Raw genomic sequence first — 17,535 nt, forward strand, 5'->3', positions numbered from 1 at the left:
AGATTACCGTCGTCAATATCATGGAGACCGAGGACCTCGCCGCCATCAAGGCCAAGATCAACGAACTCAAGGCGAAAGACCCCGGCGCCTTTGCCGCCGACCCCATCGTCGTCGAAGTCAAGGAAGCTGCCGGCAGCGCTGAAGTCGCGGCAGCAGGGGCGAACCCCCAGTTCCTCGAGATCGAGAAGAGGCTCGACAAGGTCGAGAAGAAACTCGAGTTCGTGGATGCTGAAGTGGCACAGCGTGTTGGGAGAAAGATCGGACGCGATATCGGCATACTGTACGGCCTCGTCGCAGGCTTAATCGTATTTGTCATGCTGCTGTTTATGCTCCAGAAATTGATGGCATTGGTGTAATGGAGGTGTAAAAAACATGTTCAAGTTTGAGAAAGAACAGAAGGTCTGGGACTTCAACGGCACCAAGATTGGTGGACAGCCCGGCGAATATCCGACCGTATTGGGTGCTTCAATCTTCTATAACAAGCACGAGTGCGTGCTTGACGACAAGACAGGAAAGATTGACAAGGCAAAAGCGGAAGCACTCTGGAACCGCTGTCAGGTACTCTCTGATATGACCGGCATTCCGCATTTCATCCAGATCATTGCGGAATACGGGGAAGCATTCGAGAGCTATTTCAGCTGGTTCGACAGTATCGACAACAAGACCGCATTCTTAATGGACTCATCAGTCCCGAAAGCGCTTGCCCACGCGTGCAAGTACGTCACTGATGTCGGGCTTGCACACCGTGCGATCTACAACTCGATCAACGGCTCGATCCTGCCCGAAAGCATCGAGGCATTAAAGAACAGTGATGTAGACGCAGCGATTGTTCTCGCATTCAACCCGGCAGACCCGTCAGTCGCGGGCCGGGAGAAAGTGCTCGTCGAAGGTGGCGTCGCAGGACAGACAAAAGGGATGCTCGAGATTGCAGAATACTGCGGTATCACCCGCCCGATCCTGGACACCGCGGCAACCCCCCTCGGCCTTGGCTCCGGTGGTTCCTACCGCGAAATCCTCGCCTGCAAAGCCATCCACGGCTACCCGACCGGTGGCGCATACCACAACATGACGGTCTCCTGGACCTGGCTCAAGCGCTGGAAAGGCACTTCGAAGACCCCCTCCGTCCTTGCAGAAGGCTACAAGGGCAAGGATGTCCTGCTCGAACAGATGTCCCACCACTACCTCGGTGGCATAGAGGGCATCAAGCAGGCTGCATGGTCAGCACCCGATATCGGCTGCAACATGATTGCAAGCACGCTCGGTGCCGATCTGATTATGTACGGCCCGATTGAGAACGTCGAAGCAATGATCACCGCACAGGCCTACACGGACATCACCGTCCTTGAGGCAACCCGCCAGCTCGGGGTCGAGTGCAAGGCAGAAAGCCACCCAATCTTTAAACTCATCTGATCCGTGGATACCACGGATCCCTATTTTTTTCCCGCACGGGATGTTTCAGGACAGAATGATAGCGGACGACGGGGATCTAATCTTTGTTAAAACGTCCATCGTTATCCCCAAAAAAGGATTTTTCCGGTTCTCCCGGGAATCTGACGTGAACTGCGCGGACAGGCACCGGGACCAAAACCGGTAAAAATGTGCGAATGCCTCTCCGCCGCAAACACCCCTCCGGGGCACGGGGGGCAGGAAGTATTTTTATTTCCTCCCTGATCCGCCGCAGGGGCGGCACTCATCGTTCACGGGAGGATATGGTCTTCCCCCCGTCGACCACTTCATGTACCGAATACGTGCCGGAGGCTCTCCTCAGCTTCCGCGGTGCGTCCCAACCGGTGCAGGGCCTCGGCCCTGTGCTGCCAGACAAAGGAATTGATCGGGTTGATGCTGATCGCCAGATCGAAAGCTGCCAGCGCTTCTTTGTTCCGGCCAAGGCCCAGCAGGGCAATTCCCCTTGCAGTCATTGCCCGGATATTATTCTGGCCGGCATCGAGAATGTGGTCGAAGCAGGCGATGGCATCGTCGTATCTCCCCAGCGCATTGAGGGCATAGCCTTTGTTTGCAAGGGCGAGCGTGAAGTCCGGGTCAAGGGCAAGGGCACGCTCGAAACACGCGATCGATTCCGCGAACCTGCCGACCTTGCGCAGGGTATACCCTTTTTCGTACCAGGTCGTCAGAAGATGCGGGTTTTTTTCAAGCGCACGGTCATAACAGGCAATGGCATCCTCATGCCGGCCGAGGGCGTAAAAGACCTCTCCCTTCTGTTCAAGCGCCGTGGTATTGCCAGCGTCTTCTGCAAGAACCTTTTCATATTCGGCGAGGGCATCGTCGTACCGCCCGACCAGGGCAAGGTGATGCGCCGCCTCAAGCATTGCTGTCATGTCCATATCCCATCATACACAGATACGCACGATCCGTAATAAAATACCCGCGTAGGGAAAAAAGATGGTAAAAAGAGCCCAAAAGAGCCACTACCGGCGACGGGTTGCCGGGTACAGGAGCAGACCGGCACCGCCCATCACGGCGATGATCGGAGTCATGGGCTGCATTGCCGCTTTTGTGGTGGTTGTGATCGCAGAGGCCTGCGTGGTAACAACGGGTGGCACCGGTACTGTCGGCTGCTGGGCGGGAGTGGAAGGGATGGCCGGGGCAGGGATCTCCACCGATTGCACTGTGGGCGGGGTAGTGACCTGAGCGTCGAGATGCAGAGTGTAGGACGAGCTGCTGCTGCCCCCTTTGCGGTTACCCGGATCCTGCAGGTACACCGAGAGGGTCTTGTACGTGTCGCTGCCGCCCAGGTGCGAGTAATCGACAGGTTCCGTGCTAACGTAAACGGTATAGGTCCCTGGGTTTATCTCGTTCCAGATCCGCGAGGTGTCCCAGTTAAACCACCACTGCTGGCTGCTGTCGAGTTCAACGATGGTGAACTGTCCCTGGTCGGCACGCTGCGTCACGTCGGTGAGGGTCACGCCGTCGGTGGGGAGACCTGGGCCGGTCATAAACAGGTACACCTGGGTGCCCCGGTACGAGGAGCCGTGCATGTCGATGATATCCCCGAGATACCCGGTAACGTACACATCTGCCGCACAGGCACCTGCCACCAGCAGGCACGATGCCATACAGAGCAGCACGATCATGATGGTGCCGGAAGGATGCGAAAAAAACGGGCGTTTCGGGTTCATACCAGAATATAAACTACCGGGGGGTATATTTGTTGCGGGACTGGCGGGAACTCCCCATTTTACGTATCCACGACGAAAACGGCAGCTAAAAAGAAAGCGGGGGTGGGGGCCGGGACGTTCCTGAAACGATTAATACAGGCGATAGATGAAGAACCCGTCCCGGTAATGCTCGGCCTGATCGTAGTCTGCAAGCAGGTTCTTCCGGTTGCCGTACGAGAGCATCCGTTTCCGGAGGGGTTCCATGCCGCAGGTATGATAGATCAGTTTTTTGATCTCCTCGTTTGCCTGCCGGATCTCCTTTGTCTTGACCTTCCCCAGCAGGTCGGCAGGAGAGGCTTCGATATCAAAATAAGCAAAGAGTGACTCAAGGGAGATGAGCCAGAGTTTTTCCTGCACCGCGGTCTCAGCGGCCTGCGTTGCCTCCGCATCCGAAAGCACGAGATACGCTTCATCATTACCATGGAAAAACGCCTTGAACCCGTATAGGTGGCCGTTCGAGATATGGAGCGCAGTTTTGTCCACACCGAGGAACCGGGCGAGCACCTCGCGTTTCTGCTGCATCACCGGATCCTGGCTCTTGTGCATCTGACACCCCCGTACCATCAGCAGATGAAATCACATGTGTAGTGTGTGCACATTCAGCATGGACGTATAAGGTATTAAGATACGCCCTTTTACGCCGGGAACGACACCGTGGGCGCCTGACGTTTGAAAAAAAGGGAATGGTATCGCAGGCTTTCTCCCTTGTGATCCTACGTGATATCGAGCGGCTCGAAACCCTGTTTTAACACCTTCCCGAACTGGACGCTGATCTTCGGGTCCTGGGCGCAGACTGGACATTTGTAATCTTCAGGAAGATCGTCGAACTTTGTCCCGGGCTTTATGCCCCGGTGGGGTTCACCGCGTTTCTCGTCATACACGTACCCGCAGATCGAACAGATGTACCGGGTGGGTGCCCACTCGTCAAAACCCCATTTGCCGATCTTGCCCCGGCCCTGGTACCCGCAGACCGGGCAGACATAGTCTTCGGGGAGGTCTTCAAAGGGCGTTCCCGCCGGGATACCATTGTGCGGTTCCCCACGGAGCGGCGAGTAGACATAGCCGCAGAGCCGACACCGGTACCGCTTCAGTTTCCAGGTGGGGACCTTCTTTGCCGGGGATTTTTTCCCGGCCTTTGCCCCGCCGGCCTTTGTCTTCAGGGCTGATTCGGCCTTCCCTTTTTTTATCGCTGTGGTTTTCTTTGACGGTGCAGCCTTTTTTGCCGGCGCGGCTCTTTTCAACGGTACCGGGGACTTTGCCGGGCGCACAACCCGCTTTCCCCCTTTGGTTCCGGAAGATCCGGAAACTTTCTTTGTTCCTGGCATGAATACTCTCCGAACCGGGCGGCCCGGGGGGATTGTTTGCCCGGCACGTCCGCTATAACGGATGATGGCAGTTACCGGATATTATATATTATGAATGATGCAACCAAACCGACAGGGAGAACCTGATGTATCCCGTCCCCTACAAATACCGGTAGTCCCGGACTCATCCCCTCATTGCAACCCGGACAAGGACCCGCACTATGGCTGAAATCACTTCCTACCGTCGATCACTCGGGTTTTTTGAGCTGGTTAGTCTCGGGGTCGGGGGCACGATCGGATCCGGCATCTTTGTCGTCCCGGGTATTGCCGCGCGGCTCACCGGTGTCTGGTCGCTGTTCGCCTGGCTGATTGTTGCCATCTCAGCTTCCTGCGTCCTTTTCTCCCTTGCCTCGGTGTCTGCCCGGTTTATGGATTCAGGGGGGTTTTACACTCTCTTCGAATCGGTTCTTGGCCGGAAGGCGGCAGCGCCATTAATCGTCATATACCTTGTTTCCTCCATCTTCGGCATCTCGACCATCGCCGCCGGGATCGGGCAGTATATCGGTTACTTCGGGCTCACGCAGGTCCTCATCATCGAGATTCTGGTAATCGCCGCGTTCTGCTGCATCAATATCATCGGGATCTCCCTCGCGGGAAAGACCGAAACCGTACTCACGCTCATCAAGATCGTCCCGCTGATCGTGATAGCGCTCCTTCTTCTCCCGTTCATCCGGATGGAAAACCTGGTTCCCGCGACCCCGCTCACCACCGCCGGCCTGCTTGCGACGGTTGTTATCGTGTACTGGCCGTTTACCGGGTTCGAGATCAGCGCCATTCCTGTCGAAGAAACGACCGACCCCCGGCTTATCAGGACATCCCTTTTGTGGGTCATGGGGATCGTCGTCTCGGTCTATCTCCTCCTCAATATCGCGCTCATCGGCAGCGTCGGTGCAGCCGTGCTCGCCGCATCGCCGGCCCCGGTCGCAACCGCCGCCGCACTTGTCATGGCAGACGCAGGACCCGTGGTGGTCTGCATCGGTATCATCGCTATGCTTTCGGCGATCAATGCGTATATCGTCGGTACCTCACGAATCCTCCAGAACTTCTCGGCGCGGTTCGGCATCCCCCGGCTCCGTGACCTGGGTACCCGGGGCACGCCGGTTTCTGCGTTGGTCGCCGGCTGCGGTATTGCCGCAGGCCTCCTGCTCTTCTCCAATCACTTTGACCAGCTGGCAGGCATATCCGTGATTACGACCCTTATCCCCTACCTGTTTTTCTGCATCGCCTCATGGATTCTCGTCAGGGAGACACGGATGCGGGTGGTATCTGCAGCCGGCGCCCTGTCTACGCTCGCCATTCTCCTCCTTTATTTTTTGTTGTGAGAGTCCTGATACGAAGACAAAGCCCGTGAATTTATCCGTCAGAACCACCCATGATCTGAAGTAAAGATATGGCGGACCTTCTTTCAGGCGTAATCTACGCATTTGCGGCGCTCTTTGTGATCCTCGACCCGATCTTATCGGTTCCGATCTTTGCAGGCATGACAAAAGGGCAATCATCACGGGAGATCCACAAGCAGGCATTCATTGCAGTGGCAGTCGCCGGCGGGCTGATGTATATTTTCCTCGTCTTCAATACCACAATTTTTGAGATCCTCGGCCTGACACTCTCCACGTTCCAGATCGCCGGCGGGATCCTGTTGTTCCTTCTGGGTATGCAGATGGCACTCGGTCTTGATATCTGCAGGTCGAAAGACCAGTCCCCGACAGCAGCCGGTGTCGTCATCGGCACTCCTATTCTCTGCGGCCCCGGCGCGATTACGACCGTGATGCTCCTCTCAAAAGATTACGGCATCCTCATACCGTTTATTGCGATCACCCTCTCGCTTGTGGCGACTTGGATCATCCTGTATTTTTCTGCAGGTATCCAGAACCTTCTCGGAAGCGTTGTCACGGATATCATGGGAAGAGTGCTGGGTATGCTGGTTGCAGCCATTGCCGTAAAGATCATCTTCTCCGGGATCATGGGAACGCTGGGCCTGCCATTCCCTGTCTGAACAGGAGTCCCTTTTGGATCTGGATCCATTTTCAAAAAAGGCACAAAGCACCGTGGCATTTTAAATAAATGATCCTTCAGCTCTGGAAAAAACAAACACAAACCGATTAAGTTCAGTACGGGATCAAAAAAAACGAAAAAAAAATGTGCGAGGTCTCCCCGCATCAGGACCCCCGGGGCACGGCCGGGCAGGGAGTTTTTCGTGTTGATTTTTCGTTTGTTCTGGTTTTTGATCCCCGCGGGTGCGTCCCTTCGGGGGCGGCGGCACCCATCATTCATGAGGGGGGTATACGGGCATCTTTGCAAGGCACAGGAGCGGTCCGGGCGACAAAAACTGTTCCCTCTCCGTCACCATGCGTTGTGCAATTTTTAAAAAACTAAAGGTGCCTACAGAGCCGGAAAAAGACGGAAGTGCAATGAGCGCCCGGTTCACCGTTTGAGCGACCAGACCTCGACCATGTGATGCGGGTGGTACCGCATCTTTGCCTCCCGGAGACCGGCAACGCCGAGATCGCTCTCCCGGTTGATGTACTCCACTTCACCTGCCAGCAGGGCAGCGGTTTCCATGTTGATCGCCTTATAGATCCCTTCACAGTCCGGCAGGCCTTTCTCGAAATGGACGAGTGCGGTATCCTCATTGAGGCGTTCGAAGAGGGAAATGGCAGCGACCTGCGAATTGACCCGGATCATAAGGCCGCGCAGGGGAAGTTCGGTGAAATGCTCGATCGCATAGAAGACCGCTTCCTTTTCGTGGGCGAGCACAAGGTCGTTCTCGCATCCCTTCCACTCGCACCACTTCACCAGGAATTCCATCACTTCCACCCGGTTCTCGGCCGTGATCGGCTCGACCGTGTGTGAGCAGTTTTTCCGGAACCTGTTGATCTGGCTGCGGATCTTGAGGTAGTTCTTTCCCGGGAGTTCAGCAAGGTCGGAGGCCCGGTACACGTATTCAAAGTGATTCCGGTCCGGGACAAGGGTGAGGGAAGGATCGATCTCCCGCATCCATCCCACCGTCGCCGGATCGATGAGGACGACCGGGGTATCGTCGCCTATCTCCATCGCAAAGCGGATCAGGTCTTTCATAAGCGCAGGGTCGCGGGGGCCGATGGGAGGGCGGAACCGGGTTACACCGGCAATAGTACTTGCCAGGACGATGTTCCCGTTCACGAATGCGTACCGGTACTGGGCAAAATGGTTCCAGCAGGCCATATTCGTGAACGTATTGTCGCTGTGGGTCTGGGGATACAACGCGTAGTGGTGCTCGAAAAAAGCCCGGTCAGCGAGGGTCACCGGCCTGAAATCCTCCTGTTCAAGCATCAGGCGCCCCCCGGTAGATCAGCGGGACATGCCCCTCCATCCGGGCAAATCCCAGCGGGAGGTAGAAATTTTCCGAGTCGGGCTCGGCAACGAGGGCAATCCAGGAGATCCCTGCATCCCGGCACCGGCGAACGAGGAGGGAAATCATCGCTGTCCCCAGATCCCGCCGGCGGTACCCGGGGAGCACAACAAGATCCTGGATATATGCATCTGATACGCCATCCGAAATCACGCGCCCCATCCCGACCGCACGGCCAGTATTTTTATCGGCGGCAACCACGAACGCAAAACTGCCGCTGATAAGCCGGGGAACCTCGGCAGGATCGTACTCGTCCTTCCACCATCCGCCGGCCCGGTACAGTGCCACGATCTCTCTCGCATCCCACGAGCTGACAAGCGCAACGCTGATATCATCCGCACTCATCGCACGCAGCCTCCCGGGTAAAAAGACCGTAAAAGAAAAGAGAGCGATTTTTCCTGCAGGTACCGGGCCGTCGTTGTCATTCCAAGACCAGCTATGCTGACTTCCGGCGATCCGCCTGCAACTGCCCCACCGCGGTATCGACTATCGCCCCGAGATCCCCGATCCCCCAGTGCTCCGAGTTGAGGATAAGGTGGTAGATGGAGAGATCGCTGATATCAATATCGTAGTACTGCCGGTACCGCACCGCTTCGCAATGCTCGCGTTCGACCGTGATCGCCTTTGCCGTCTCTACATCGGCAATATGGTCGCGGAAAACGATCCGTTCGAGCCGGCAGGCGATGGGGGCAAACAACCAGATCCTGAGATCGGCTTTTTCCACCATCCAGCCCGAGAGCCGCCCCTCGACGATAATATTGTCTTTTTTCTCCGCGATCTCTTTTTGCCGGGCATCGATCATCTTGTCGTAGGCCGCATCTTTCTCGGCAAGCCGGCCGAATTCGGCAAGTTCCATGTTGTGCTCTTTTGCGCATTCACGGAAGACCTCGCCGGCCGAGATCATCGTAAAACCGTGGTTCTCTGCAAGATACCGTGAGAGCGAGGTTGTCCCGCTACCGGGAAGCCCGCTCACGGTGATCCGCATCAGATTCCCCCGATATTGAGGGCCTTTCTTATCACCTGGCTGATCGTGATCGAACAGATCATGTACCAGATGATCCATGCAGGAATGACCCAGAGCAGGGGTGCCGTCAGGCTCACCGTCCCATAGTAGGGAAGCGTGATCGTATTATTGATCTGGCTGAGCCGGTACAGGAGCCAGAAGAAGATCGGGACGGTCAGGACCAGGATGTATGCCATCGGCTTGAACTGCTGCTGCGAGAGCTCGAGCTGCTCCTTCATCATCCGGTCTTTTTTCACATCCAGTTTCTTGATCCGTTTTTCATCCTGGGATAACATAGCCTCCCGGTACTCTTTCTGGAATCCCTTCATCCGATCCTGCACATCGGTCATCCGCTCGTAGTCGATCGTATATTTCTGGATAATGGAGGAGTACAGGCCGGTAGCCGCCGAAAGGATCACGATCAGGATAAAAAACGGTATCCCGAACACTTCGACCAGAGGGGCAAAAACCGAATCGATCGCCTCTCCCACACCAACCCGCAGCCACTGTACGCTGTAGGAGAACATCATCAGCATCATGAAGAGCAGGGCGATGTATAATCCGTATTTTTCCCAGAATTTTCCAAAGTTCATGTAGTCACCTTACAAAGGGATTACCTCAGGACGTCCGCCATCTCCACGGCGGCGAGGTCCAGCAGGTGATCGGCGTTGGTGATGATCCTGATAGTACAGCCGGTTACCATGGCATACGCAGCGGCAATAGACCGGTTGAACTGCTGGTGCTCGGCAATCGCACGTGCACCTTCCTTGTCACGGCTTCTCGTTTCGTCGGTCAGGCGCCGCATGAGGATCTGGTCATTATCTGTTTCAACGAGTATGATAACATCGGGCATGATCTCGCGGAGCACCCATTCGGGAAGCCCGGCGAGGTACCCCCGGGGGGTTTTCACCGATGCGTGCGTGTCGATCATGACGTTGCCGGGAATCTTTGCAATCGCCTGCGCTGCACGCTGCTGGAGCCGTTTCTGATCGGCCCGCTCGAGCGTGCGCATCTGGTCGCGGTTTTCCACGAGCCCCTCGCTTTTGGCCACTTCGAACATGAAGGAGCCAAAATTGATGGGCTGGTATTCCACCCCTTCGTTTTTGAGTTTTGCTAACGCCTCGTTGATAACCGTGGTCTTACCGACACCCGGCACACCCGTGATAATGACTTTTTTTCCTGCCATTCCTGTTCCCTTCATCAATCATTCTTTGCCAAAGAACGTCCGCATGAACGGATACATCTCCATGATCTGTTGGCTCGCTATCTCTTCGTACAGCCTATACGTGATACTCACGGTCAGTAACAACCCCGTTCCGCTGACAGCCCCGATAACACCGAAGAGGTTCGCGATCACACTGAGGATACCGATGAACACCCCGCCGATAACCGTGACACGGGGGATGTACCGGTCAAGGTACTTCTCCAGCACCTGCGGATTTCTCCGGTATCCCGGGATAGACATACCGGACATCTGGATCTGCCGGGCCACGTCCTTTGAATCGAGACCTGCGGTCTTGATCCAGAAGAGTGCGAAGATCGCACCGCCGACCACCATGAACGTGATATCGATACCCATACGCAGCATGACTTGCCATGGGGCATGCCCGAGATCGGTCGCCCACCACATCCAGTCGGTCGGGCCGTTAATAGGTGCAAGGAAGTACATCAGGCCGGACTGGGGGACCTGGCCGTTGAATTTACCCAGGATGGTGATGCCCACGTTGGAGAGGAACATCCCCACCATCTGGATGTTGGCCTGGAGCACCCTGACGAGGATCATTGGCAGGACACTGGCATAGATCAGCTTGACCGGGAAACGTGCCCGGGCACCCCTCACCTGTGCATGGGCAAGGGGGATCTCAATGCGGGTGGATTCCACGTAGACGATGATTAAGAAGATGATGATCGTTGTGGCAAAGGCAAGGAGATTCGCTCCGAAGTACTGGATAAAATTCGCACCGTCAAGCACGACTGCGAAAAGGCGCGGGAAAAACCCGATCGGATAGGGATCGCTGACAGCGGTCCAGTTGATGAACCCGTTCACGAGGGCCTGGGAGATACCGGCAATGATGAAGAGCCCGACACCGGAACCGATACCCCACTTGGTGACCACTTCATCCATCAAGAAGACAAGGACACCGCCGATACAGATCTGGATAAAGATTAACAGCGAGACGGCGAAGAGGTTGCCGCCGAAGAACTGCGCTGCGATGGTGGGATCGGGCTGCATGAACCCGCCGACAAGGTTGGGTGCGGCCTCGATCACGATCATGACGAGAATGAGGATCTTCTGGAGACCCATGTACATGACCTGTCCACGGGCCTCGCTCGTATCGATATGGAGGATGTCGGCGCCTTTTAAGAGCTGGAGCACGATGGACGCGGTGACGATCGGCCCGATACCGAGGTGGACAATTGACCCATAGGCCCCGCCGAGCAGGGCCCGGTAATAATTGAATACATCCGTCCCACCGGAACTCAAGCCAAATACCGGGATATTCGTGAGCACAAAATACAGAATTAAGATTCCCAGGGTCCACATCAGTTTGTTCTTGAAGTGGACATGCCCCTCCGGGCTCTTGACTGCGGGCATCGCAGCAAGCAGGGGTTCCATTCGATCCAGCAGGTCTCCCATTATTTCACCAAAAATCAGGTGGGTCAGACGACCTGCGCCTTTCCACCAGTCTTCTCGATCTTTGCTTTTGCCTGCTCAGAAAATGCCGTTGCAGAGATGTTGAGCTTCTTTGTTACCCTGCCGCTGCCCAGTACCTTCTCGATACCGATATCGGCAGCGTTTAAGACGATTGCATCTCCTTCCTGTCTGGCGATTCCCTGGGCAAGGAGCGAGGGTACGATCTGATCGATAATCCCGACATCCATTGAGGAAACCGTGACTGCAGGGTTATGGAAGAACCCGTTCTTACCAAAGACAGGTCCGCCCATTTCCATGTACCACTTGACAAAGTGGTGGGCGTTGATACCTGCGCGCCCCCTTCCCCCACGGTTGCCAGCGCCCCGGCGGTTCTTATGGGTTCCTCCGCCGCACGTCCGCGATCCGCGGTATTTTGAACGTTTGTTGGTTGGCATCTCTTCACCTCATCTTATAGAGGAGAGTATTGATCTCCGGACCATAATAGCCAAGCGCTCCGCCTTGTACGAACGTGCGCTTCGTGGTCTTGTATCCTTTGCGCGGCGGGTGGAGACGGAGAACCGGCTTGAGGCCCGGGATGTCGCGCAACCTGGACTCGCCCTTTGCCAGAGCCTGTGCAAATTCGATGATGCTGCTGTACGTCGAGTTTGACTTGATGTACTCGTCCGTCAGGGGATCATCACCGATCACACGGCCACGGGTCGAAAGCAGGGTTTCAAGGGTCGCTGCGTCCACTTCACCATACGCAACGTAATCTTTTACCTTGCGGATCATCCCGAGGTTCTCGGGAGTGTCTGCCACGAGCACGCAGTGGTTGATGTGGTGCAGACGGAGCATCTTTAACGTGTCTTTGATGTCCCGGCGGGTATTGACCACGCCGCGGACCTGCACGACTGCGTACATTTACTCCGACCCCCCGGTACGGATCATATTGGTTTCTTTTAACGCGTTAAACGTCGCCTTTGCGAAGTTGATCGTCGTGCGCGTCTGCCCGCGTGCAAAGGTCCAGACATCCTTGATACCGGCGAGTTCGAGCACTTTCTTGCTGATATCACCGGTGACAAGGCCGATACCCTGCGGTGCCGGCTTGAGGGTGACCCGGACACTGCCGGCCGCTCCCTCCACCTGCATCGGGATGGAGTGCTTAACATCGCACCCGCATTCCCAGCTGCCGCACCCGCGGCGCACCTTTACGAGATTCATCTTGGCCTTGGTAATCGCCTTCTTGATTGCATCACCGACTTGGACATCTTTTCCCTGGCCAAAGCCGATGTACCCGTTCCGGTTGCCGACAATGACGACGGCGCGGAACTGGACACGGCGGCCCGAGTCAGTCATTCTCTGCATCATGGCGATATCGAGAACCTCGTCTTCGAGATCCGGGAGGAACATATCGACGATCTCGGGTTCCTTGATCGGCCTGCCGCTTTCGAGGACCTGATCGATGCTTTTGATCTCCCCTGATGCGACAAGCTTGCCAAGACCGGTGACCGGGCGCCATTCTGCCTTTTCGTATGCCATTTACACCAGCTCCTTCTTTATGGCGGCTGCCACCTGTTCGACATTCCTGACGATATCTTTGGCTTTATCGTTGTAAGCCGCGATATGCGCACCCTTAAGCCGTTCCTCGGAGGGGACGATCCCTTCGCCGTACGGGATCTCAAGGCCTGCATCGACTGCTCCCTTGAGCGCGGCAAAGACCCGTGCTCCCGGGGTTGCCCGGTTGAGCCCGATATCGAGGATCGCACGGTCCTGCCCTGCTTTTTTTGCCTTTGCGGCGAAGAGCAGGCCTGTAAGATATGCTGCAGGTGTGTTTGCGGTTGCCCCGGTGTAGCCGTACTTTTCGAGTTCAGCTGAATTGGCCGATACAAGGGTCTTGTCTCCGTCCATCTCGGCGGTGACCAGCTGCACGAGGATATGCCGGTTCGTCCTGCGTACGACCATGCGCGGCGCATCAGCGACAACGAGCTTGGTTCTCTGGTAATAATCGGTTCTGCCTTCTCTTCGCCTGCGGAATGCGACTAAATACCGTGGTCCGGTCGCCATGTTACTTCAGCCTCCCGGCAATGATTTCCATCTGTGCTTTCATGTGAGCGACACTCCGGAACTGCCCGCCGGCTGCCTTGCGGTAGATGACCCGGTACAGGTGCCGGTCAATGGTGCCTTCCCCGCGAAGCGCGACAAGCGCCTTCCTGATCGCCCGGATCTTCTGGATCCATGCCCGCTTGCTCGGGGTTCGTGCGCCAAGGGCGCCTTTCCGTTTTCCGACACCCTTGCGGTGTCCGTACGACCGTTGCGCGGTGCGCACGCGCGCCCTGCCGCGGCTTACACCTTTCTTCTGGTGCGCCTTGATGGCGCCATCGGTGATAAGCCCGCGCAGGTCCTCGCGGGAGATCGCGTTCTCGATGTCCGAAAGACGCTCCGGGTCGAACCAGACACGGTTGACACCGCATTTCAGTATCGACGCGGCGATGCGTCTCTGGCTGGCGACGTCACTCATTCTTCTTCACCTCAGATGAGGACATTTTCTTTGCTTTTGCCTTTGCCGCTTTGGGTTTCTCTTCTGGAGCTGCAGGCTTCTTTTCGGTCTTTGCCGGAGCCGGTTTCTTGGAAGGAGCCTTTGCCCCTTCCTTTGCCTTGGGCTTTGCGGCTTTCTCTTCCTTCTTTTCAGGTTCCTTTGCTGCAGGCTTGGACTTGGTGGCGGCGGCCTTTACCGGCTTTTTCTCATCAGCGCCCTTCTTCCTGGCACCTTCTGCATTTGAAGCGCTCTTCTTTGCCGGGGCCTTTTTTGTCTCCTTTGTGTCCTTCTTTGCCTTTACCGTATCCTTCTCTGGTGCGGCCGGCTTCTCCTCTGCGACGCGTTCCTTGATCACGCGGGTATTAAGGATCTTGAAGCCTGACGCGGCTGCCTTTTCCTGGAGGCCCTTACGCTTGCGTGCACCGACGCCGGCTGATATCCGGATCGCCTGGGTCTTCGCGTCAAGATTTTCGAGATCTTTTTCCGTGAACACCAGCACTTCAAAGAACCCGCTGGGGTGCATGCCGCGCACCGCAACCGGGCTGCCAAAGCCGGGCTTGGGGAGGTTGCCTTTCGCCTTCTTCTGCTCCCGCTGTTTGTTGTGCTGTCCGCGGGGCTTTCTCCATGAATCGGAGAGCTGTTTTTTCTTGCCAAACCCGTCGCGCTTGAAGACGGCACCCTTCGCAGTGCGCACACGGATCAGTCGCTTGGTTTCAGTTGTCATCGCTCAGTTCAGCCCCTCTGTACCATGTAAATGCCGTCCTGGAAGACCCGGGGGTCCCGGTAACGGATATGGGTTGCGTGTTCGATATTTGCCGCAGTATTTCCGACCTTTTCGCGGTCGATGCCGGTGAGTACGACCTCGTCGTTTGCCACCTTTGCGGTAACGCCTTCGGTGATGTCGGCGTACCGGGCTTTCTTCTCACCAAGGAAATTGGCAATCTCAAGCCGGTTTCCCTGCAGCTTGAGCTGGATCGGGAAGTGGCTGTAGACGACCTTCATCCTGTACTCAAATCCTTCAGAGACACCCCGGCACATGTTCTTTGCATGTGCCTCAAACGTCCCGACCATCGCGGTGGTCTCCTTACGGTTGGACTCAGTTGCGATGACAATCTCCTTGCCGTCGCTGGTTACCGTCACCTGCGGGAACCGGACGCTGCGCGCCAGCTGGCCTTTGGGCCCTGTCACCAGAAGCTGCGTTCCCTCAAGCTTCACCTTGACGCCTTCGGGAATCCTGACTTTTCTTATGCTTGCCATGATTCGCACCCTCTAGTAGACATACCCGAGCAGCTCGCCGCCGATGCCTTCCTCGCGTGCCTGCACATGCGACATGACGCCATGCGAGGTGGAAAGGATCATGAGCCCGAAGTTCTTGCCGGGCAGGTACTGCTTCTCCCAGTATTCCATCTCATTCTGCTGGACCGAGAAACGCGGGCAGATTGCCCCGCATTTGTTGATCTTGCCGGTGAGATGCACCTTGAGCTGGCCGCCGCGGCCATCCTCAATAAACTCGAAACCGGCAATATAGCCGGCGTCCTGCATGATGCGCAGCATTGAGCCGAGGAGCTTGCTTGCGGGTTCGATGATAACTTCGGACTTGCCGGTGTCACCTGCGTTCTTTAACGCACTCATCCCGTCTGCAATGGTATTTAATCGTGTCATTTTGCAGTCACCCCTCAGTTCATCTTCTTGAAGCCCATTTTCTGCGCCCATTCCCGGAAGCACTGCCGGCAGAACATGATGTGGTACCGGCGGACAAGTCCCTGCTTGCGCCCGCACATCTTGCACTCGTTTGCACCGCGACCGTAGATCTTCTTCCTTTCGCCACCCATTTAGCGCACCTCCACCGAATATTCTTTCTTGAGGAACGCAATTGCATCCTCCTTTTTCACGCGCTGCTTTTCGGGAAGCTTCTTCTGCTGCATTCTCCGGCGGGTGATCCTGATGCCGTTCCTTTCGAGCACGACGTTAACATCCATCCCGAAAATCCCGATCTGCGGATCGTAGGACATGCCGGGGAAATCCGTGTGCTCTTCAATACCAAACGAGAAGTTCCCGCTCTTGTCAAACTGGCTCTCAAAGATCGTCTTGTTGACGATGGTCAGGGCTGTATTGATAAAATCCTGTGCTGGTTTTCCCCGGAGCGTGACCTTGCACCCGATCGGGGCGCCTTTCCTGATGGAGAACGCCGGCTGTGTCATCTTTGCCACGCTGCGGATCGGTGTCTGTCTGGTGATCGTCTTCATGATATTCTCGGCCTTGACAAGTTTTTCACCACTCTCGCCAACACCCATATGGACGACAACCTTATCGATGTGGATATCTCGCATTGCGGTCACTGTTCAAGCCCCCAGCCTGATTTTGAGATGGTCTCTTTTCCGATCATGTAGACATAAGGAGCGACGGTGTCGAAGCGCTCTTTGGTCTTCTCGTCCTCAAGGATGATCTTGTTGGGGACACTGCCGGGAGTCTTGATGATCTCAACGATCCGCGCCACCTTGCCGGAGTGCCGGCCACCGGTAATAGTCGCCATGTTACCGGCGGCAAACGGGTAGTGTTCAATGATCTTGAACCGGTCCTCGGGCCTGAGGGAGATAACCACGGAGTCGTTTGACTTGTAGGTATTATCTGCGATGATGTTTGCCCCATACCGGAGATTCAACTGGACCTTGCCACCGGTGATGGTAGTCTTGTTCTGGATCTTGCAGAGCCTCTCTTGGGCTGCGTCTGCATCGATCTCCACGGTCTTGTGCCGGCCTTTGAGATCCCTGAGCACCCGGTAGTACTTACCGATTCTGGGAAGAGCAATAACATCGAAGATACCGATGCCCATCCTGGGATCCCGGCAGGGGCTCCCGTTGATGATGACATCCTTCTGCTTGAGGATCTGCTTGACTTCCTTCATAGTCCGGGCAAGACCCTGCTGGTCCCGGAGCCAGACGGCTACCGGCATTGCATTTGCATTGTGCGGGCCGGGCGCTGTCTTTGCGACAAACTTCGTGGTCTTCTTGGCGATATGCCACGAATCGGGCGCGTTGAGCCTTTTCAGATGATCTGACATTATTCCTTCTCCCCAAGTTTTTCGACGCGGCGCTTGTCATCGAGCTTGAGCTTGGTGATCTCCACCTTGGACGCATCGACAGGGCGCGGGACCTCGGTGCCATCAACCTTGGTAGATGAGACACCATGGACGATGATCTTCACATTACGGGTGTCGATTTTGTCAACGAGCCCCTCCTCGCCGACATGGTCGCCGCGGGTGACCTTGACCGTGTCACCCTTGATAACGCGCATCGTCTTTTTCGCATATTTTTCTTTGAGCGCTGCCGAGAGCGGTGCGTTGAGGAACTTGGACCTCATGTGCGAAGGTGCGGTATACCGCGCTTTTCTCTGTTTGCGTGGTTGTGAACTTTCAATCCTGACCATTCAG

The 17,535-nt window shown here is 56.1% G+C and carries 26 protein-coding genes; 4 read left to right on the top strand and 22 right to left on the bottom strand.

Going from position 1 to position 17,535, the window contains the following annotated elements; all coding sequences use genetic code 11:
* Together mtrG and mtrH are read left to right on the top strand one after the other, a co-directional pair.
* Window positions 1-356, top strand: a 356-nt coding sequence (gene mtrG, locus ACLQMU_RS06145; protein ID WP_422149707.1) for a tetrahydromethanopterin S-methyltransferase subunit MtrG, incomplete at its 5' end; no start/stop codon positions are given.
* 16 nt (window positions 357-372) lie between these two features.
* Window positions 373-1,410, top strand: a complete 1,038-nt coding sequence (gene mtrH / locus ACLQMU_RS06150) for a tetrahydromethanopterin S-methyltransferase subunit H (protein ID WP_424039004.1) — start codon at window positions 373-375, stop codon at window positions 1,408-1,410.
* Window positions 1,411-1,733: 323 nt separating this feature from the next.
* Here the strand turns inward: mtrH and ACLQMU_RS06155 are convergent, their stop codons facing one another.
* The 4 genes from ACLQMU_RS06155 to ACLQMU_RS06170 all read right to left on the bottom strand — a co-directional run bounded on the left by ACLQMU_RS06155 (window position 1,734) and on the right by ACLQMU_RS06170 (window position 4,501).
* Window positions 1,734-2,336: a tetratricopeptide repeat protein gene (locus ACLQMU_RS06155; RefSeq protein WP_443673613.1), complete on the bottom strand. Its 603-nt coding sequence runs from the start codon at window positions 2,334-2,336 to the stop codon at window positions 1,734-1,736.
* 90 nt (window positions 2,337-2,426) lie between these two features.
* Window positions 2,427-3,137: a hypothetical protein gene (locus tag ACLQMU_RS06160; RefSeq protein WP_424039008.1), complete on the bottom strand. Its 711-nt coding sequence runs from the start codon at window positions 3,135-3,137 to the stop codon at window positions 2,427-2,429.
* Window positions 3,138-3,266: 129 nt separating this feature from the next.
* The gene (locus ACLQMU_RS06165) at window positions 3,267-3,722 is read right to left on the bottom strand and encodes a hypothetical protein (protein WP_422149281.1); all 456 of its coding nucleotides are present in this window, start codon (window positions 3,720-3,722) and stop codon (window positions 3,267-3,269) included.
* Between the two features lie 167 nt (window positions 3,723-3,889).
* Window positions 3,890-4,501 (bottom strand): rubredoxin, encoded by a 612-nt coding sequence (locus tag ACLQMU_RS06170; RefSeq protein ID WP_422149280.1) that lies wholly within the window; start codon window positions 4,499-4,501, stop codon window positions 3,890-3,892.
* Window positions 4,502-4,701: 200 nt separating this feature from the next.
* Here ACLQMU_RS06170 and ACLQMU_RS06175 point away from each other — a divergent pair, with 200 nt between their 5' ends.
* On the top strand, window positions 4,702-5,862 hold the full coding sequence (locus tag ACLQMU_RS06175) for an APC family permease (protein ID WP_422149279.1): 1,161 nt from the start codon (window positions 4,702-4,704) through the stop codon (window positions 5,860-5,862).
* Between the two features lie 68 nt (window positions 5,863-5,930).
* Window positions 5,931-6,536 carry a MarC family protein gene (locus tag ACLQMU_RS06180; RefSeq protein ID WP_422149278.1) on the top strand — a complete coding sequence of 202 codons (606 nt, stop codon included), beginning with the start codon at window positions 5,931-5,933 and terminating at the stop codon, window positions 6,534-6,536.
* Between the two features lie 428 nt (window positions 6,537-6,964).
* On the opposite strand, the gene ACLQMU_RS06185 is transcribed toward ACLQMU_RS06180, so the two are convergent.
* The 18 genes from ACLQMU_RS06185 to rplX all read right to left on the bottom strand — a co-directional run bounded on the left by ACLQMU_RS06185 (window position 6,965) and on the right by rplX (window position 17,531).
* Window positions 6,965-7,852, bottom strand: a complete 888-nt coding sequence (locus ACLQMU_RS06185; RefSeq protein WP_424039011.1) for a DUF2156 domain-containing protein — start codon at window positions 7,850-7,852, stop codon at window positions 6,965-6,967.
* On the bottom strand, window positions 7,845-8,276 hold the full coding sequence (locus ACLQMU_RS06190) for a GNAT family N-acetyltransferase (protein WP_422148319.1): 432 nt from the start codon (window positions 8,274-8,276) through the stop codon (window positions 7,845-7,847). Before ACLQMU_RS06190 ends, ACLQMU_RS06185 begins: the two co-directional genes overlap by 8 nt.
* A gap of 91 nt (window positions 8,277-8,367) precedes the next feature.
* Window positions 8,368-8,916, bottom strand: coding sequence for a (d)CMP kinase (cmk, locus tag ACLQMU_RS06195; RefSeq protein ID WP_422148318.1), 549 nt, complete (start codon window positions 8,914-8,916; stop codon window positions 8,368-8,370).
* Window positions 8,916-9,527 (bottom strand): DUF106 domain-containing protein, encoded by a 612-nt coding sequence (locus tag ACLQMU_RS06200; protein WP_422148317.1) that lies wholly within the window; start codon window positions 9,525-9,527, stop codon window positions 8,916-8,918. The genes cmk and ACLQMU_RS06200 overlap by 1 nt, the downstream gene beginning before the upstream one ends.
* A 20-nt stretch (window positions 9,528-9,547) precedes the next feature.
* On the bottom strand, window positions 9,548-10,120 hold the full coding sequence (locus ACLQMU_RS06205; protein ID WP_422148316.1) for an adenylate kinase: 573 nt from the start codon (window positions 10,118-10,120) through the stop codon (window positions 9,548-9,550).
* A gap of 18 nt (window positions 10,121-10,138) precedes the next feature.
* Window positions 10,139-11,572 carry a preprotein translocase subunit SecY gene (gene secY, locus ACLQMU_RS06210; RefSeq protein WP_422148315.1) on the bottom strand — a complete coding sequence of 478 codons (1,434 nt, stop codon included), beginning with the start codon at window positions 11,570-11,572 and terminating at the stop codon, window positions 10,139-10,141.
* Between the two features lie 23 nt (window positions 11,573-11,595).
* Window positions 11,596-12,024 carry an uL15 family ribosomal protein gene (locus ACLQMU_RS06215; protein ID WP_422148314.1) on the bottom strand — a complete coding sequence of 143 codons (429 nt, stop codon included), beginning with the start codon at window positions 12,022-12,024 and terminating at the stop codon, window positions 11,596-11,598.
* A 4-nt stretch (window positions 12,025-12,028) separates the two neighbouring features.
* Window positions 12,029-12,490, bottom strand: a complete 462-nt coding sequence (locus ACLQMU_RS06220; protein WP_422148313.1) for a 50S ribosomal protein L30 — start codon at window positions 12,488-12,490, stop codon at window positions 12,029-12,031.
* Window positions 12,491-13,108, bottom strand: a complete 618-nt coding sequence (locus tag ACLQMU_RS06225) for a 30S ribosomal protein S5 (protein ID WP_422148312.1) — start codon at window positions 13,106-13,108, stop codon at window positions 12,491-12,493.
* Entirely contained in the window at window positions 13,109-13,633 is a 525-nt protein-coding gene (locus ACLQMU_RS06230; RefSeq protein WP_422148311.1) for a 50S ribosomal protein L18, read from the bottom strand.
* Between the two features lies 1 nt (window position 13,634).
* Complete coding sequence (locus ACLQMU_RS06235) at window positions 13,635-14,087, bottom strand: 50S ribosomal protein L19e (RefSeq protein WP_422148310.1); 453 nt, start codon at window positions 14,085-14,087, stop codon at window positions 13,635-13,637.
* The gene (locus tag ACLQMU_RS06240; RefSeq protein ID WP_424039483.1) at window positions 14,080-14,829 is read right to left on the bottom strand and encodes a 50S ribosomal protein L32e; all 750 of its coding nucleotides are present in this window, start codon (window positions 14,827-14,829) and stop codon (window positions 14,080-14,082) included. The genes ACLQMU_RS06235 and ACLQMU_RS06240 overlap by 8 nt, the downstream gene beginning before the upstream one ends.
* A gap of 8 nt (window positions 14,830-14,837) precedes the next feature.
* Window positions 14,838-15,362 carry a 50S ribosomal protein L6 gene (locus ACLQMU_RS06245; RefSeq protein WP_422150214.1) on the bottom strand — a complete coding sequence of 175 codons (525 nt, stop codon included), beginning with the start codon at window positions 15,360-15,362 and terminating at the stop codon, window positions 14,838-14,840.
* Window positions 15,363-15,374: 12 nt separating this feature from the next.
* Window positions 15,375-15,767, bottom strand: a complete 393-nt coding sequence (locus ACLQMU_RS06250) for a 30S ribosomal protein S8 (protein ID WP_422150215.1) — start codon at window positions 15,765-15,767, stop codon at window positions 15,375-15,377.
* Between the two features lie 14 nt (window positions 15,768-15,781).
* Window positions 15,782-15,937 carry a 30S ribosomal protein S14 gene (locus ACLQMU_RS06255; RefSeq protein ID WP_012106085.1) on the bottom strand — a complete coding sequence of 52 codons (156 nt, stop codon included), beginning with the start codon at window positions 15,935-15,937 and terminating at the stop codon, window positions 15,782-15,784.
* Window positions 15,938-16,435, bottom strand: coding sequence for a 50S ribosomal protein L5 (locus tag ACLQMU_RS06260; RefSeq protein ID WP_422150232.1), 498 nt, complete (start codon window positions 16,433-16,435; stop codon window positions 15,938-15,940).
* Between the two features lie 5 nt (window positions 16,436-16,440).
* On the bottom strand, window positions 16,441-17,166 hold the full coding sequence (locus ACLQMU_RS06265; protein WP_422150216.1) for a 30S ribosomal protein S4e: 726 nt from the start codon (window positions 17,164-17,166) through the stop codon (window positions 16,441-16,443).
* Window positions 17,166-17,531 (bottom strand): 50S ribosomal protein L24, encoded by a 366-nt coding sequence (rplX, locus tag ACLQMU_RS06270; RefSeq protein ID WP_422150217.1) that lies wholly within the window; start codon window positions 17,529-17,531, stop codon window positions 17,166-17,168. The genes ACLQMU_RS06265 and rplX overlap by 1 nt, the downstream gene beginning before the upstream one ends.
* Window positions 17,532-17,535 lie beyond the last annotated feature (4 nt).

It is taken from the genome of Methanoregula sp. (assembly GCF_052325125.1).
In the GTDB taxonomy this organism is placed as follows: Archaea; Halobacteriota; Methanomicrobia; order Methanomicrobiales; family Methanospirillaceae; genus Methanoregula.